The organism is Nocardia concava NBRC 100430, assembly GCF_000308815.1.
GTDB lineage: Bacteria > Actinomycetota > Actinomycetes > Mycobacteriales > Mycobacteriaceae > Nocardia > Nocardia concava.
Genome location: NZ_BAFX01000025.1, coordinates 1 through 16,372, shown reverse-complemented (window position 1 = coordinate 16,372; position 16,372 = coordinate 1). Strand labels below are relative to the sequence as shown.

Genomic DNA, 16,372 nt, shown 5'->3' with positions numbered 1-16,372 from the left:
TCATTCCGGCGTGCTTTTGGCCGGAATCTACGAAAGCCGTTGATGCACATCCCGTGTGGATCCCGGCCAAAAGCACGCCGGGATGACGGGGCTAGTCGATACGACGCCGGTGTGCCCAGCGGGTCAGGGCATTCCGGTTCGACTGCTGGGTCTTGCGCAGCACGTTGGAGGCGTGGGTCTCCACGGTCTTCACCGAGATGAACAGGGTCTCGGCGATCTCGCGGTAGGTGTAGCCGCGCGCCAGGAGCCGCAGCACTTCCAGCTCGCGCGGGGTCAGTGAATCCAGCTCCGGATCCAGCGGCGGCTCCGGCACCGGCGATTTGCCGGTGAAGGAGTCCAGCACGAATCCGGCCAGGCGCGGCGAGAACACGGCATCCCCACCCGATACCCGCCGAATCCCGTCTGCCAGTTCGGGTCCCGAGATCGTCTTGGTGACATACCCGCGGGCTCCCGCCCGGATCACCGCGATCACATCCTCGGCCGCGTCGGACACGCTGAGCGCCAGGCACACCGGTCCGGGATCGATCCCCTGCAGCACCGCGACGCCGCCCCCGTCGGGCATGTGCACGTCCAGCAGCACCACATCCGGTGTAGTCGCCTTGATCCCGGCGATGGCCTCGGCCACGCCGCCCGCCTCGCCGACCACCTCCATATCGGATTCGCGGCTCAGCTCCGCCCGCACGCCGGACCGGAACACCGCATGATCGTCGACCAGAAAGACCCGGACGCTCACCTAGTTCTCCTCACCTGACACCGACACCCCTACATCCTGCTGCACCACCAGCCGCTCGTCACCACCGTCCTTGCGGGGCATATAGATTCGCACCTCGGTGCCGTTGCCGGGCGCGGACTTGATCTCCACGTGCCCGCCGCGGCGTTCGATGCGGCCGTGGATGGACTTGGCCACGCCCTGCCGGTCCTTCGACACGGTGTCCGGGTCGAAGCCCTTGCCGCGGTCGCGCACGAAGACGCTCACCTGATGCGGCTCCACCTCCGAGTAGAGGTCGATGGTCGGCACCTCGGCATGCTTGGCGGCATTCACCAGCGCCTCGCGGGCGGCCCCGAGCACGGCGGTGAAATGTTCCTTGGGCAAGCCGATTCCGCTGTCGTCGATATCCATCGACACATCGCCGACGGTGACCGGCGTGACCTTCACCCCGTGCTGATCCTCGACCTCACCCGCGATGGTGCGCAGCGCCGCGGCCAGGCTCGACTGCGCCGGCCCGGTGTCCTCGAACAGCCACTTGCGTAGCTCGCGTTCCTGGCTGCGGGCCAGCCGCACCACTTCGGTCGGATCGTCGGCCTGGCGCTGGATCAGGGCCAGCGTCTGCAGCACCGAATCGTGCAGGTGCGAGGCGATCTCCTCACGCTCGTCATTGCGAATCCGCGCCGCGCGTTCGGAATTCAGCGCCCGCACCATGCGCAGCCACAGCGGCACGGTCAGCAGTCCGGCCCCGACCAGGGTCACCGCGACGGCCAGCAGTGCCGAGCCGAGCGAGCTGAGATTGATCCGGCCCAGCACCACCACGCCCAGCCCGACCACGATGAGCGTGGCCCCGCCGACAATGCGCGCCCAGGTCACCACCGACGGATTGGACGGCAGCCCGATGACGGATCTCGGCCCGTCCGCGTCGAATTCGCGCCACACCAGCGCCGCACCGATGGCGACCACGATGATCGGGCCCACCACATGCGCGGCGGTCCCGCTGAAAACCCAGGCGGTGGCGACCGATAAAGCCATGCCCAGCAAGGCCAATCCGATGCCCTGCCGCCGCTCCGAGGACGTCGGCGGCGACGCGTCCGCGCCACCCGGCGTGAAGATCCACAGCATGCCGTAGGCGACGATCCCGGCCCCGGCCATGGCGGCCAGCAGCACGAACCCGACGCGCACCTTGAAGACGTCGACCCCGAGGTGATCGGCGAGCCCGCCCGCCACCCCGCCCACGATGCGGCCGCCCGAGCGCCGCACCAGCTTGGGCTGGGTCACGGGTGTGACCGCCCCGCGGGCAGGGTCATACAAGGGCGCGGACGGGTACATGCCTTCGATATTGGCACGGGGGCCCGACACCCGACATCAGGAAACACCCCGATTCGCCCCCTGAGGCAGCGACCCCAGCTCCCAGCCGCTGAGCGCCACCTCGGCTCCCTCGATGGCCGCCCTGGCCTGCTGGAACGCGAAGTTCGCCTCGTGGACCCGGCCGGAGGCAGCCAGGGCGGATCCCAGGAACAGCAATGCCCGGGCCTCCACCCCGTGCCCGGACCACTCGGCGGCGATGACCGCTTCCCTGGCCGTGGTCTCGGCGGACTGGTAATCCCCGGCCTGCAGATACGCCCGGCTGAGCATCATCAGCGTCCAGCCCACGATCGCGCGCGAGCCGGATTCCCGGGCGAGCTCGACTCCCCGCACGCACAGGTCGACTCCGTCGGCGCGGCTACCCGACCCGGCATCGAATACGACGCTGCCGAGCAAGGACAGCGCACCGGCGTGGAAATAGCGCATGCCCGTCGGTTTCGCCACGGCGATCGTCCGATATGCCGCTTCCCGGGCGCGCTCGGCGTCGCCGATCCACAGGAAGCTGTGCCCGGCGAAATAATGGGTCGCGACTTCGATCAGCAGGTCCCCGGTGACGTCGGCATAGCGCAGGCACTCCCGATACCGGCGCGAGACCTCGGCCGCGGATTCGTCCAGCCAGCACAGGCCCAGACTGGCCACGGCCGCCGCTCCCGCCAGGCGCGGACCGGGTGCGGGTCCCGCGTCGGAGAACGCGCGTGCGAGATGCTCGCGACTGAGCCGCTGACGCATGCACGTCAACGCCAAACCGACGCCGAGCGCGATGCGGATCCGCTGCTGCGCCGGGCGATTACCGGTTCGGATCGCCGCGTCCAGCACGGTCGTCATCGCCGCGAGGAGATCGGGGATGTGCGGTCCCTCGCCGGATTCGGTTGTCGTGAGCGCGATATCGGCCATCAGGTCCAGCGCGTGCCCACCCAGGCGGGCGGCCTGCCTGCCGAGGGCCAGCAGGTTGCGCCGCTCGGCGTAGAACCACAGGTAGGCGGCGGTGAGATCGGGAAATACCGTGCCGGTGGACCGGGTGGGGGTGAGCTCGCCCGGCAAGGTCGTGCCGGGATTGACCGTGACATTGAGGGCTTTCATCGTGGCCAGGTAGTAGTCGAGCAGACACCCGACGATCTCGGCGGTGGCATCTCCGCTCCGGCGCGAGGCGAACAGGCGGACCAGATCGTGAAATCGATACCGCCCCGGTGAAGTCGTCTCGAGCAGGCCCAGATTCACGAGTGTTTCGCAGCTGTCCTCGGTGTCGTCGAGGGATGCGCCCAGCACCGCCGCCGCGCCGTCGAGCGGAAAATCCTCGCACTCCGGCGCGGCCAGGCGCTCGAAGGCCCGGCGGTGGTCGGCGTCGAGTTGGTCGTAGCTGAGCTGGAATGCCGCTTCCACCGTGAACTCTCCGGCCCGCAGCGCGGACAGCCGCCGCTGTTCGTCGGCGAGCCGGTCGGCCATGCTCTCGATCGTCCAGCCCGGACGATCCGCCAGACGCGCGGCCGCGATCCGAATCGCCAAGGGCAGCAACCCACAATGGCCGACGATCCGCTCGACGGCCGCGGGCTCGGCGGCGGCCCGCTCCTTGCCGACGATCCTGCCGAACAGTGTCGCCGCCTCGCTCGGCGTCAGGCCCGCGAGTTGCGTCGTTGCCGCACCGTCGATTCGGGGCAGCGACATGCGGCTCGTGACGATGACGGCACTGCCCGCGGAACCCGGTAGCAGCGGCTCGATCTGGGCCGCGCCAGCAGCGTTGTCGAGGACGAGCAGGACTCGCTTGCCGTCGAGAGCGCCGCGCAGGGCGGCGGTCCGCGCCTCCGGGGTGTCGGGTATCGCGCCTTCACCGAGCCCGAGATCGCCCAGGAAATCACCGATTACGGTGAACGGCTCGGCCGGGTTGTCTCCGGCGCCGCGCAGGTCGATGTAGAGCTGGCCGTCGGGGTATCGATCCCGGATCCGGTGCGCGATGCGAATCGCGAGGGTGGTCTTGCCGATTCCGCCCATTCCCGTGATCACCGCGACGGCGACCGCGGCCGCCGAGTCCGCGATCAACTGGGCGGAGAGCCGATCGGCGATCTCGTCGCGGCCGGTGAAATCGGTGATGGCGCGCGGCAATTGATGCGGTACGGCCGTGGTCGCGGCGGCCGAGGAAGCGGCCGCCTTCCACAGTGCCCGCCAGGTGGCCAGGTTCGTGAGATCCGGTGGCAGCGGCGTACCCGCGCGGCGGGCCATCTCCAGCAGGGTGACCAGAACCGGTGCGAGCGACTCGAATCGAGCCGGAACGCCGCGTCCGACGCGCCAGTCGCTGACCCGCTGGACGGTCGCCTTGCCGACGGTTCCGGGGGCCCGGGCGGCATGCATGCGCGCGTTGGCCTTGTCCACCACGCTGCGCAGGGTGGGCTGGCCCGCCGCGGCGAACAGACCGCTGAAGCGGGCGGCGAACAGGGCACGCGGTGAGATGGGCTGCGCGCTCTCGTCGGACAGCTCCGCAGGGCTCATCGGTCACCGCTCCAGAATCGTGATCTGTTGTAGATCAAAGGATCTCATCGCGTAGCCGAGTTGTCCGGTCCGGACGAAAAGGCGGTGATGACCTGCGCGGAAAGGTTTTCCGGCGGATGTGTCCCCGATCTTGCCGCTGACCGGACCGGACAGTCGCCGCGATCGGCCGCGATCGGGGGCCGACCGGACCGGAAAACCGCTCCGGCGCACCGGATCAGCGCTTTCGTGCCGTCTCGGGGCAAAGGACATCGCCCGGTCGTGGGCGCTTTTTCTACCTTCGTCTCAGCGGAGCCGCCGGGCTTCGCCTCGAGAGTCGGGGAGGACTCACCATGACCATCAAGAACGCGATCGCCGGTGCCATTACCGCCGCGGGACTGTTCGCCGGAGCGCCCTTCGGGGCCATCGCCCATGCGGGGGAACTCGCGCCGCACGAGAAGACGACTGTCGCGCCGAACGGACTGTCGGTCACCGTCGGCCATATGAACAACGCGGCCCATCCGGTCGCGCCCTTGAACGGGATGCCGACCAGTCGGGAGGTGTACTTGAACAACACTTCCTACGGCAAGGTCGACGGCGGCACCGGCAAGATCCGCACCGGATACTTCGTCGCCTGCGCGGTGGATCTGGACGTGAAGTTCACCATCTCGGCCAAGGCGGGCGTCGATCTGACGGCCGATCTCGGGATCTCGGCGGGCCTGGAGATGGTGACGCCGACCGCGAGCGTCGACATCGAACCGGAGATCGGCGCGAGCATCGGCTTCAACCTGGGCATCACGCCCGGCAAGATCACCGACGTCAAGCTCGGCGAGAAGCAGCTGCCCGCAGGCGACACCGGATACATCGTCAACAACGACTACCAACTGCGGGTGGACGGCTGCGGCGGGCCGCTGACCGTCCAGGCGTACACCATCATCGAGGGGACCTCCCCGGGAGCGGACGCGGCGGACTGGGTCATCGGCGACCCCTTCCAGCTGTGATCCGCCCGGAACGGCGGCGCGGGCTCCCGCGCCGCCGTTTCGGCATCCGCGTTCTCCGCCAACTGGATCGGGCTGTCCCATTCCCGCTAGATTGGCGGCATGCACGCGGGGGTCGAGGGAATGCGGGACATGCGGTGACCGGGGAAGAAGATCAGATCCGTTCACCCAGAGCCCTTTTCGCCCAGCGCTTCTCCGAACTCTATGCGGCGGCGGGTAATCCAACCCTCCGCCGCGTCGCCGCCGCCACCGAGCACCGCATGCGCGCCGCCCAGGGCACCCGCCCGGGCGGCGCGTCCGCGCAGCGCATCAGCGACTGGAAGGCGGGCCGAAACGTCCCCGCCCGCTTCGAATCCCTGCTCCCGGTCGTCCTCACCCTCATCGACCTGGCCCGCCGACTCGGCCACCCGATCCCCCGCCACCTCGCCGAACCCCAAGAGTGGCAACGCCTCTGGAAGGCCGCCACCACCTGGAACCCGGAGGAGGAGACCGACGCCGCCTGCCCCTACCCCGGCCTCACGTCCTACGGCACCGACAACCGCGCCCTGTTCTTCGGCCGCACCCGCGCCACCGCCGAACTCACCGCCCTCGTCCGCGAGGCCACCGGCATCATCGTGCTCATCGGCGCTTCCGGCGCGGGCAAGTCCTCCCTACTGGCAGCGGGCCTGATCCCCGCCCTCACCGGCTGGGAGACCACCTTCCTCACCCCCGGCGCTGACCCGCTCGCCGCCCTGCGGCATGCCATCGTGAAACCCGGCGACGCAGAGCCGGATTCACCACGCGAGAGCCGACCCACCGCATCGGCCGAGGCAACAGCCCTGGCCGCGCGTGAGAACGCACCACGCCGTCTGCTCGTGGTCGATCAGGCCGAGGAGCTCTTCACCGCCTACGCCGACGACCAGGACCGCGAGGACTTCCTCACCCTCCTCGACGCCTGCGCCACCCGCACCGACGACCCGATCACCGTCGTCCTGGCCCTACGCGCCGACTTCTACGCCCACTGCCTCAACCACCCGATCCTCCAGGACGCCCTGGAGCACCGCAGCTACCTCCTCGGCCCCATGCGCACCGACGAACTGGCCCAGGCGATCTCGGGCCCGGCCCGCGCGGTCGGCCTGGAGCTGGAAGCCGGTCTGGAGGAGCTGGTCATCACCGAATTGTGTGGCGCCGCAGACCATCACGGCCGCCGCACCTACGACCCCGGCGCCCTCCCCCTCCTCTCCCACGTCATGGCCGCCACCTGGCAACACCGCGAGGGCCGCCGCCTCACCACCACCGGCTACCGCAAAGCGGGCGGCGTAGTCGGCTCGGTAGCCGAAACCGCCGAATACGCCTGGAACGAGCTAACTCCCGCCCAACAGGCGGCCGCCCGCGAACTCCTGCTCGGCCTGGTCACCGTCCGCCGCGACGCCCGCGACACCCGCCGCCCCGCCCTCCGTCCCGAGCTCCTGGCCCGCACCCCCGACACCGACTCCGCCACCGCCGCCCTCGAACTCCTCTCCCGCACCCGCCTCATCACCCTCGACGCCGAATCCGTCAACCTCACCCACGAGATCGTCCTCACCGCCTGGCCCCGCCTCCGCACCTGGATCGACGAAGACCGAGTCGGCTACCTGGTCCGCCAACGCCTCGAAACCGATGCCGCCGAATGGGCCGCCCAAGAGCGAGATTCAGCTCTGCTCTACCGCGGCACCCGGCTACGCAACGCACTCGACAATGTCGACCCGCCCCCGGTAGGCCCGCTGGCCCGCGACTTCCTCGACGCCGCGACCACCGCTCGCCGCCGGTCCCGGCTCCGCTCCCGCCGCACCACCGCCATTCTCGCGCTGCTCGGTGTCGGCCTCCTGGTGGCCGGTTTCGGTGCGTACAACCAGAATCGGCTCGCCAACCAGCGCCGCGACGACCAGAATTTCGCGGCTGTACTCGCCGAGGCCGACCGGGTTCGATCGGTCGACCCGACCCTGGCCGCCCAACTGGACCTGGTCGCCTGGCGCATGCGACCGAACGACATGACCGCCCGATCCACCCTGTTGCAGACTCAGACCCAGCCGTTGATGACCGCCACCCCGATGCACGCGAAGTCGATTCACAAGATCGCCTACCGCAAGGATGGCAAGCTGCTGGGATCGATCTCCTACGACAATGTGTTCCGATTGTCGGATACCAGCGACCCACGCCACCCGCAGCCGCTGGGCCAAGCCCTCGAGGGCATCGGTGATTTCGCATTCAGCCCGGACGGCACACTGCTGGCCACGGCTCCGGCATTCAACACTCCGACGCACGATATCGCGCTGTGGGACATCACCGTACCGTCCGCGCCACGCCGCCTGACCATCCTCGCGGGTCTGCCCGAATTCCCCGCGGCGCGAGTGGCATTCGGGCCAGACGGGCGAACCCTCCTGACTGTCACGCCAACCCAGTTCACGCTGTGGAATACCAGCAATCCGGCGGTACCGATCATGGGCTCCTCCCGGCAAGTGCACGCCGCGACCGACGGCGCCCTCGACGACCTGCGAATCAGCCCGAACGGGCGGCTACTCGCCCTCATCCACCTGACACCGGTCTCCGCCTCCGTCCGAACCGACCCGACGATCCAGCTCTGGTCCATTGCGGACCCGGCAAACCCGGTACTGGTGATTCCCTCACTCACCCAGGCTGCCCCGGTGGAGCGCGTCGCGTTCAGCCCCGACAGCACCCTGCTCGCCGTGGGCATCGGCGATGGATCCATGCACCCGATCGGGAACAACAACGCCGCCGCGGAGCTCTGGGACGTCGGCGACCCGGCTCACCCGCGCCGGACATCCTCCCTCGACACGACGATGGGAGAGGGCCTGTGGGCCTTGGAATTCTCGCCCGATGGTCACACCCTGGCGGTCGGCAGTTCCGGGTCGGCCGGACTGTGGAACATCACCGACCCGGGCAATCCCACCCGCCTCACGAACACGCTCTCGACCAGTCCCGGTCTCTGCCACTACGGCAACGACTCCGCCTCACCGTGTAGCGCCGGGCCCGATTCACTCGCCTTCGCCCCGGACGGGCGTACCCTCGCCGCCGGCGGTCTGGCCGGCGACATTCGCATCTGGTCACTGCCCCCGGCCATCCTCACCGAGCATTCCGCATGGACGAGCACACCGAACTACGACGCTTCCGGGACCCGGATGGCCACGTTGTCCAGCGACGGCCGAATAGCCCTGTGGGGCACCGAAAACGACCGATCGCCCACGCTGCTCGGGGAATACCGGGTCGCCCCGGCGCTCAGTTACCTCTCGCTGTCTCCCGACGGCACCACGATCATGCTTGGATCCGATATCGAATCCAACACGCCCCCACGGATTCTCGACGCCACCGATCCGGCACACATTCGCCCACTGACGGAATGGCACCTGACCGTCTCCCGGTACGGCGGGGTCAGTGTGAGCCCGGACTGGCGTCTCGCCGCGGCGGTCGGCGATGACCGAATGCTGCGGTTCTGGGACATCGCCGATCGCACCCGACCGACCCCCGTGGGTGCGCCCGTTCCCATGTCATCCACCTACAGCCTGCTGCGGTTCGGGAGCGACGGAAAATCCATCCTCATCCGCGATTACACGCAGGACGGGAACAAGACCATCGTCACCGCAACCCTCTGGAACATCACCGATCCCACACGCCCGCAGCGGGTCGCCGAGCTGTTTCGGTCGGGCTCATCCACCGCTGCCTCCGCCATCATCACCCCGGATCTGCGAACCATGGTCGTCACCACTAACGAGACCCTGCAGAGCTGGGACATCAGCGATCCGAACCACCCCGTCCGCCTCGGTGATCCGATCGCCGCGCACTCGCTGACGATCCGGGGTGTCGGCTTCTCCGCGGACGGCCGCACCATGCTCACCAGCGGAGACGACGGCGGCATCCAATTGTGGGACTTCACCGACCGCGCCCACCCCCAACGCACGCTCACGCTCTCCGATTCCAGTCGATACGGCTGGAACGTCGGTCTGCTCCCCGACGGCCGCCGTGTCGGTGCGGGCGGCCGCGACGGCGCACTTCGCCTGTGGGACTTGAACGAACAGCACGCCGCCGACCGCGTCTGCACGGTCACCGGCCCCCTGTCCGAAGACCTTTGGCGCCGCCATCTACCCCAACTCCCCTACCACCCGCCCTGTCCCGCCTCCTGAAACCCCGGAATTTCTCCCCGGCCCGCCCGGTTGCCAGCAGTCAGATTCCGACGTGGAGGGTGAGATGAACGCATTCAATGAATCTGTGATCGAAGAGTTCCGCGCCAATGGCGGGAAGGTGGGCGGGCCGTTCGAGGGGCGGGACAATATGGTGCTGATCACCACGACCGGCGCGAAATCCGGTCGCGCCGTTACCAATCCGCTCGTCTATGTGCCGGACGGCGAGCGCATCGTTCTCATCGCGTCCAACGGTGGCGCGGACAAGCATCCGGCCTGGTACCACAACCTGCGCGCCAACCCCGAGATCACCATCGAGCTCGGCACCGAAACATACACGGGCAAGGCGGAATTCCTGACGGGCCAGGAATCCGACGACCTCTACGAGCGCATGATCGAGATCATGCCGGTCTTCACCGAGTACCGCGAAAAGACCACCCGGAAGATCCCGGTGGTAGCGATCTACCGATCCGCCTGACCCGACACGTGGTGGCCGCCGTTGGTTTTCCGATAGAAGTCACCAAGTCTCGATTCCTACCGTCGAAACCGGTCCCGGCCGAATGGTCCGGGCGACATTCACGGGAGGGATCACCAATGAAGACTCGGATGGCCACGTACGGCGCGACCCTGATGGCCGGACTCGGCGCGGCGGTACTGCTGGTGGCGGGCGGCGCGAACGGCCCGGAGGCGTCCGCCGCCCCGGTCGCGCACCCGGTCGCCCAGAAGGCCGGAGCCGACGCCCAGCTCTACAACTGCGGCCGCACCGACCTCCTGACGAAGCCGACCAAGCTGGACCCCGGCTGCTCTTCCGCCCACCAGTACTTCACCGATCTCGGCTGGCTCCTCTGGGGCTCCGACGTGGCCGTCGGCGAGGGCAGCTACCACGTGAACAAGTGCGAACCGACCTGCGCGGCGGGCAACTTCGAGACCCATCGCGCCTGGATCGTGCTGTCCGCACCCGCCAATGGCATCTTCACCAAGGAGACGGTCATCGACGGCAAGGGCCAGTGGACCACCGACGCCCCGTTGAAGTGATCCCCCGGTCAGAAGTCAGGTGGGCATTCAGGGTGATCCCCGATGCGCCCGACCAGCGCGGACCAGCACGATGGTAGCCATGACGAAGACGAGCGACTGGTCCAAGAGCGCCGGGCGTGCCGGCTTCTCCGATCAGCTTCACGATCTGTGGCAGTCCCGGCCGATGCGGTTTCCCAAGGATGGGCCGATCGCGGGTGTGGCCGTCGGGTTCGGTCGCCGCTACAACGTGGACCCCGTGCTGGTGCGGGTGGCGTTCGTGGTGTCCGCGCTGTTCGGCGGGGCGGGGATCGTGCTCTATCTGCTGTGCTGGCTGCTGCTGAATCAGGCCGGTGATCAGTCGTCGGCGGCGGAGTCGCTGTTCGGGCGCGGGCGGTCGTCGCATTCGTCGTCCAAGACCATCGTGCTCATGGTGGCGTTGGGGATCGCTGTGAGCACGATGGGCCCCGTCGGGGTGGGGCTCGGCGGCTCGGGCGTGATCAGCTTCGCGCTCATGCTGGCCGGGTGGTGGCTGCTCTATCAGCGCCAACCGCAGCCGCCCGCGGCCTATTTCGAGCAGACGGCCGCCGACAACATCCTCAACACGGGCTACCCGGGCACCACCAACCCGTACTGGACCGGCTACCCGGGCACCAACGCGGTCACCTTCCAGACCTACGGGCCCTACACCACGCTGCCCGACCACTACGAGCCTGACCCGAACCAGGCCGCCCCGGAATCCGCTGCCGCCCAGAGCATGTCGCAGTCTGATTCGGGTGACACCGACACCGCGGTCCTGCGCACCGATACGGTCGACACCGACACCGCCGTCCTGCGCCCGGAATCGTCTGCCCCGCAACCTCCTTCGGACACGGAGAACGTGACCGAGGTGCTGGAAACCCGCTACGCACCGGCATCCTCGGTGGCCGACACCGTGATCCTGAGCAAATCCGAATCCGCCTCGGCCCCGGCCGATTCCGGAAAACCGGACCCTGCCGCCGAACCCCAGGAGGCCGCGAGCCCGGTCGATTTGGAGAAGCAAGCCGCACCGCAGGGCAACCCGCCCGACGACGCACCGAGCTCCGAAGACGGCCCCGGCCACCAGGGCAAGGCCCACGCGCTGCCCGCCCATCAGGGCAAAGCTCCCGCCCTGCACCGCATTCCGTCCGCGACCGACCGTCCCCGCACCGGATTCGGCCCGGCCCCCATGTCCCCCGACTTCGGCCCCACCCCGCCCGGCTGGGATCCGCTCGGTGTGGCCCCACTGGCCTGGGAACTCCCCGAACCGGGTGTGCCGGTCCAGCAGAGCGCCGTCCAGGCTCCCGCGCGCCGCCCGCGCTCCCGCCTGACCGCGGTCACCATCGGGCTCGCGATTCTGGCCGCCGCCGCGGCGGGTTCCGCAGCCGCGGCGGGCGTGGACTGGATGACTCCGGGCCGCATCGGCGCCGCCGCCCTCGCCGTGATCGCGCTCGGGCTCATCGTGGGCGCGTTCCTGCGCCGCGGCTACGGCCTCATGGTGCTGCTGGCTCCCCTGGCCGGCTTCGTCATCCTGGCCTCGCTGATCGGCCCGATCCAGTTCGACGAGGGCGCTATGGGCGACCACAAGTGGGCCGCCGCAACGACTTCCGAGCTGCTGCCGGAGTACCACGTCTCCATGGGCTCGGGCACCCTCGATCTGAGCAAGCTGCAGTTGACCGAGGACCGCGCGGTCGAGGTGAAGGTGCGCATGGGCGACGCCCGCGTGATCCTGCCCCCGAACCTGCGCGTCAACACGACATGCAATGTCCGCATGGGCGATTCGAATTGCCTGAGCGGAATATCCGGCCCGGCAACGGGTCCCGTCCTGAACCTGACCGTAGATGTGCAGATGGGAAACGCGGAGGTGAACCGTGGCTGAGAACGAGAACAAGAACCGCCGACCGTCCTTCTCTCTCCTGCTGGCCGGAATGCTCGGCCTCGGAGTGAGCGTCTGGGCCTTCGTCGGCCCGCACTCCTGGCCCGTCTCCGGCGGCCTGTCCCTCGGCTGGATCGTCGTCATCGCCGCCATAGTCGTCGGAATCGTCCTGGTTCTCACCCCGAAGAAGAACCGCGACTGAACCGACCCCGCGCTGCCCCCTTCCCTCGCCGGGACAGCGCATCCCCTTCCCGGACTGCCCTCCGGGAAGGACGAAGGCCCCGCACCTCAGGTGCGGGGCCTTCGTAAATCATTGGGAGACCGTCACTCCCACTCGATGGTCCCCGGCGGCTTGCTCGTCACGTCGAGCACCACGCGGTTGACCTCCGCCACCTCATTGGTGATGCGGGTGGAGATGCGCTCCAGCACCTCGTACGGCAGCCGGGTCCAGTCCGCGGTCATGGCGTCCTCGGACGAGACCGGGCGCAGCACGATCGGATGACCGTAGGTGCGGCCGTCGCCCTGCACGCCGACGCTGCGGACATCGGCCAGCAACACCACCGGGCACTGCCAGATCGACTTGTCCAGACCGGCGGCCGTCAGCTCCTCGCGCGCGATGGCATCGGCCTGGCGCAGCAGCTCCAGCCGGTCGAAGGTCACCTCGCCGATGATGCGGATGGCCAGACCCGGGCCCGGGAACGGCTGGCGCGCAACGATTTCCTCGGGCAGCCCCAGCTCGCGGCCGACCGCGCGCACCTCGTCCTTGAACAGCAGCCGCAGCGGCTCGACCAGAGCGAACTCCAGATCGTCCGGAAGACCGCCGACATTGTGGTGCGACTTGATGTTCGCGGTGCCCGCGCCGCCGCCGGATTCGACGACGTCCGGGTACAGCGTGCCCTGCACCAGGAACTCGACCTTGGTCTCGCCCTGCTCGCCGACCACCTCGGAGACCGCGTCCTCGAACGACCGGATGAACTCCCGGCCGATGATCTTGCGCTTCTCCTCCGGATCGGTGACGCCCTTCAGCTCACCCAGGAATTTGTCGACCGCGTCGACGGTGACCAGCTTGGCCCCGGTCGCGGCGACGAAATCCCGCTGCACCTGCTCGCGCTCACCGGCACGCAGCAGACCGTGATCGACGAACACACAGGTGAGGCGATCACCGATGGCCCGCTGCACCAGCGCGGCAGCGACCGCGGAGTCCACGCCGCCGGACAGACCGCAGATGGCGTGCCCGTCCCCGACCTGCTCGCGCACCTGATTGATCAGCGCCTCGGCGATATTGGACGCGGTCCACGCGCCCGGGATCCCGGCGATCTCGTGCAGGAACCGGCTCAGCACCTGCTGGCCGTGCGGCGAATGCAGCACCTCCGGGTGGTACTGCACACCCGCGAGCTTGCGCGCCCGATCCTCGAACGCGGCGACCGGCGCACCCGCGGAGGTCGCGGTCACCTCGAAGCCCTTCGGGGCGTCGGTGACGGCGTCGCCGTGGCTCATCCACACCGGCTGCCGGGTCGGCAGGCCGCCGTGCAAGATGCCGCCGTCGACGCTCAGCTCGGTGCGCCCGTACTCACGGGTTCCGGTGTGCGCCACGGTCCCGCCGAGCGCCTGCGCCATGGCCTGGAAGCCGTAGCAGATGCCGAAGACCGGCACCTCCAGATCGAACAGCCGCGCGTCCAGCTGCGGTGCGCCCTCGGCGTACACGCTGCTCGGCCCGCCGGAGAGAATCACCGCGAGCGGCTGCTTCTCCGCGATCTCCTCCACGGTGATCGAGTGCGGAACCACTTCGGAATACACGCTCGCTTCGCGCACCCGGCGCGCGATCAGCTGCGCGTACTGCGCGCCGAAGTCGACGACAAGGACTGGTCGCTGGGTTTCTGCCACCGGCACAGTCTACGGAGCGATACACGACACACTTACTTCGGGCAACACCCGATCGCACAAGACCATCAACCCCGTCCGACCTGCGCTTGGACCATCACCCCGGGCCGGGGGCTGCGCCGCGGCCTCGTGAGCGGTGACCCGCCCGACCCGGAAGTGGTGGCACCGGGACGGTATTCGGGTCCCGCCGATCTTCGATAGGGTCTTCCGGCCTCTCCACGCACACGTTTGGCGCGGTACTTGACAACTGGTTTCGTGAGGTTCGGGTAACTCATCGGGTACGTCCAAAATCGGTTCGTCACCTGACCGCCGGCACGGGTGTGGGGCTTTCCACGGCTCTCCGCCGTCCGCTGAAGGCTCGGGGAGGCGGGGGAGCCTAGCGACACCGACTGGGGCGGTGGGTGGGAAAGCTGAGCAGTTTGTCACCGGTGCTGGCTATCCTCTACCTCGTGCCATTCGCCCGTGCGATCGATGCAGAGATCCACTACGAGGACAGCGGGGGCGAAGGTCCGGTTGTGTTGCTGGGGCACGAATTCCTCATGGACCGAACGATGTTCGCGTCGCAACAGGCGGCGCTGACACCGGAGTTCCGGATCGTGACCTGGGACGCGCGCGGGCACGGCCGCACCCGAGACGAGGGGCTGCCGTTCACCTACTGGACCTCCGCCCGGGACGCGCTGACCGTATTGGATCAGCTCGGCGTGGAACGCGCCGTGGTGGGCGGGATTTCGCAGGGCGGCTTCATCGCCCTGCGCACCGCCCTGCTCGCCCCCGACCGTGTCTCCGCCCTCGTCCTGATCGCCAGCGAGGCGCACGAACCCACCGCCGCCGAACTCACCAATGCCCGTAAGTTTCTGGACAAATGGTACGAAGAGGCCCCCCGCCCGGCCCTCGCCGAATACCTCGCCCGCTGGCTCATCGGCGATGACGACTGGTACCGCGCCGTCTGGGTGAAACGCTGGCTCGCCCGCGATCCGAGCGCCACCGAGGTCGCCGCCGGCGCCCTCCTCAACCGCGACTCCGTGCTGGCCCGACTACCCGAAATCACCTGCCCCACTTTGGTCATCCACCCCACCCGCTCCGGCGTCCCCCGCTCCCACGCCCGCGAACTGGCCGACCGCCTCCCCGACGCCCGCTACGTCGAAATCGAGGGCGCCCGCCAGACGGTGAACATGACCCACCCGGTAGCCGTCAACACGGCAATCCGAGATTTCCTCCGCGACTTGGCAGTTCCGCCACTCCGCGACTTCAGCGCCCGCCCCGGCAGCCGCTGACCCCCGGATACGACTCGCGCCCTTGTGCATTCGGGTGAATGCACAAGGGCGCGATCAGGGGTCTTCGGTCAGCCGCGGACGTTCAAACCGACCTTTTGGAATTCCTTGAGGTCGCAGTAGCCGGTCTTGGCCATCGAACGGCGGAGGCCGCCAACGAGATTCAGCGAGCCGAACGGGTCGTTGGAGGGGCCGTTGAGGACCTGGGCCAGCGGGACGCGCTCCTCGTCGATGGCGTACGGGAGGACCGCGCCGCGCGGCACCGACGGGTGGGCGGCGGCCGAGGGCCAGTACCAGCCGTTGCCGGGGGTCTCCTGGGCCATGGCCAGCGGCACGCCCAGCATGACCGCGTCCGCACCGCAGGCGATGGCCTTGGCGATGTGGCCGGAGGTCAGCGTCTCGCCGTCGGCGATGACGTGCACGTAGCGGCCGCCGGTCTCGTCGAGGTAGTCACGGCGCGCGGCCGCGGCGTCGGCGATGGCGGTGGCCATGGGCACGCCGATGCCGAGCACCTCACCGGTGGTGGTGGCGCCCTGCATCGAGCCGTAGCCGACGATGACACCCGCCGCGCCGGTGCGCATCAGGTGCAGCGCGGTGCGGTGATCGGACACGCCGCCCGCGACCACCGGCAC

At 68.9% G+C, this 16,372-nt stretch carries 12 protein-coding genes; 7 read left to right on the top strand and 5 right to left on the bottom strand.

Going from position 1 to position 16,372, the window contains the following annotated elements:
- Positions 1–91: 91 nt before the first annotated feature.
- From ON43_RS06590 to ON43_RS42230, 3 genes are read right to left on the bottom strand one after another with little or no spacing between them, the layout of a single operon-like run.
- The gene (locus ON43_RS06590; protein ID WP_040804743.1) at positions 92–733 is read right to left on the bottom strand and encodes a response regulator; all 642 of its coding nucleotides are present in this window, start codon (positions 731–733) and stop codon (positions 92–94) included.
- A complete protein-coding gene (locus ON43_RS06585; protein WP_051178027.1) occupies positions 734–2,038 on the bottom strand; it encodes an ATP-binding protein in 1,305 nt (434 codons plus the stop codon).
- Between the two features lie 36 nt (positions 2,039–2,074).
- The gene (locus ON43_RS42230; RefSeq protein WP_051178025.1) at positions 2,075–4,555 is read right to left on the bottom strand and encodes a tetratricopeptide repeat protein; all 2,481 of its coding nucleotides are present in this window, start codon (positions 4,553–4,555) and stop codon (positions 2,075–2,077) included.
- A 329-nt stretch (positions 4,556–4,884) separates the two neighbouring features.
- Here ON43_RS42230 and ON43_RS06575 point away from each other — a divergent pair, with 329 nt between their 5' ends.
- From ON43_RS06575 to ON43_RS06550, 6 genes are all read left to right on the top strand, one after another.
- Positions 4,885–5,532: an MspA family porin gene (locus tag ON43_RS06575; protein WP_040804739.1), complete on the top strand. Its 648-nt coding sequence runs from the start codon at positions 4,885–4,887 to the stop codon at positions 5,530–5,532.
- A gap of 134 nt (positions 5,533–5,666) precedes the next feature.
- Positions 5,667–9,686, top strand: a complete 4,020-nt coding sequence (locus ON43_RS06570; RefSeq protein ID WP_040804736.1) for an NACHT and WD repeat domain-containing protein — start codon at positions 5,667–5,669, stop codon at positions 9,684–9,686.
- A gap of 64 nt (positions 9,687–9,750) precedes the next feature.
- A complete protein-coding gene (locus tag ON43_RS06565; RefSeq protein ID WP_040804771.1) occupies positions 9,751–10,161 on the top strand; it encodes a nitroreductase family deazaflavin-dependent oxidoreductase in 411 nt (136 codons plus the stop codon).
- Positions 10,162–10,277: 116 nt separating this feature from the next.
- Positions 10,278–10,718 carry a hypothetical protein gene (locus ON43_RS06560; RefSeq protein WP_040804733.1) on the top strand — a complete coding sequence of 147 codons (441 nt, stop codon included), beginning with the start codon at positions 10,278–10,280 and terminating at the stop codon, positions 10,716–10,718.
- Between the two features lie 79 nt (positions 10,719–10,797).
- Positions 10,798–12,591, top strand: a complete 1,794-nt coding sequence (locus tag ON43_RS06555; RefSeq protein ID WP_051178034.1) for a PspC domain-containing protein — start codon at positions 10,798–10,800, stop codon at positions 12,589–12,591.
- Complete coding sequence (locus ON43_RS06550; RefSeq protein ID WP_040804728.1) at positions 12,584–12,790, top strand: hypothetical protein; 207 nt, start codon at positions 12,584–12,586, stop codon at positions 12,788–12,790. Before ON43_RS06555 ends, ON43_RS06550 begins: the two co-directional genes overlap by 8 nt.
- A 122-nt stretch (positions 12,791–12,912) precedes the next feature.
- On the opposite strand, the gene guaA is transcribed toward ON43_RS06550, so the two are convergent.
- A complete protein-coding gene (gene guaA, locus ON43_RS06545; protein ID WP_373283402.1) occupies positions 12,913–14,478 on the bottom strand; it encodes a glutamine-hydrolyzing GMP synthase in 1,566 nt (521 codons plus the stop codon).
- Between the two features lie 440 nt (positions 14,479–14,918).
- Here guaA and ON43_RS06540 point away from each other — a divergent pair, with 440 nt between their 5' ends.
- On the top strand, positions 14,919–15,743 hold the full coding sequence (locus ON43_RS06540) for an alpha/beta fold hydrolase (protein WP_040804768.1): 825 nt from the start codon (positions 14,919–14,921) through the stop codon (positions 15,741–15,743).
- A gap of 68 nt (positions 15,744–15,811) precedes the next feature.
- On the opposite strand, the gene ON43_RS06535 is transcribed toward ON43_RS06540, so the two are convergent.
- Positions 15,812–16,372: IMP dehydrogenase (locus ON43_RS06535; protein ID WP_040804720.1), on the bottom strand; the 561-nt coding region annotated here is incomplete at its 5' end.

Bases quoted from the DNA above. Each gene is read 5' to 3' on its own strand.
- ON43_RS06555 (WP_051178034.1), top strand. From the start codon at position 10,798: ATGACGAAGACGAGCGACTGGTCCAAGAGCGCCGGGCGTGCCGGCTTC.
- ON43_RS06560 (WP_040804733.1), top strand. From the start codon at position 10,278: ATGAAGACTCGGATGGCCACGTACGGCGCGACCCTGATGGCCGGACTC.
- ON43_RS42230 (WP_051178025.1), bottom strand. From the start codon at position 4,555: ATGAGCCCTGCGGAGCTGTCCGACGAGAGCGCGCAGCCCATCTCACCG.
- ON43_RS06565 (WP_040804771.1), top strand. From the start codon at position 9,751: ATGAACGCATTCAATGAATCTGTGATCGAAGAGTTCCGCGCCAATGGC.
- ON43_RS06575 (WP_040804739.1), top strand. From the start codon at position 4,885: ATGACCATCAAGAACGCGATCGCCGGTGCCATTACCGCCGCGGGACTG.
- ON43_RS06585 (WP_051178027.1), bottom strand. From the start codon at position 2,038: ATGTACCCGTCCGCGCCCTTGTATGACCCTGCCCGCGGGGCGGTCACA.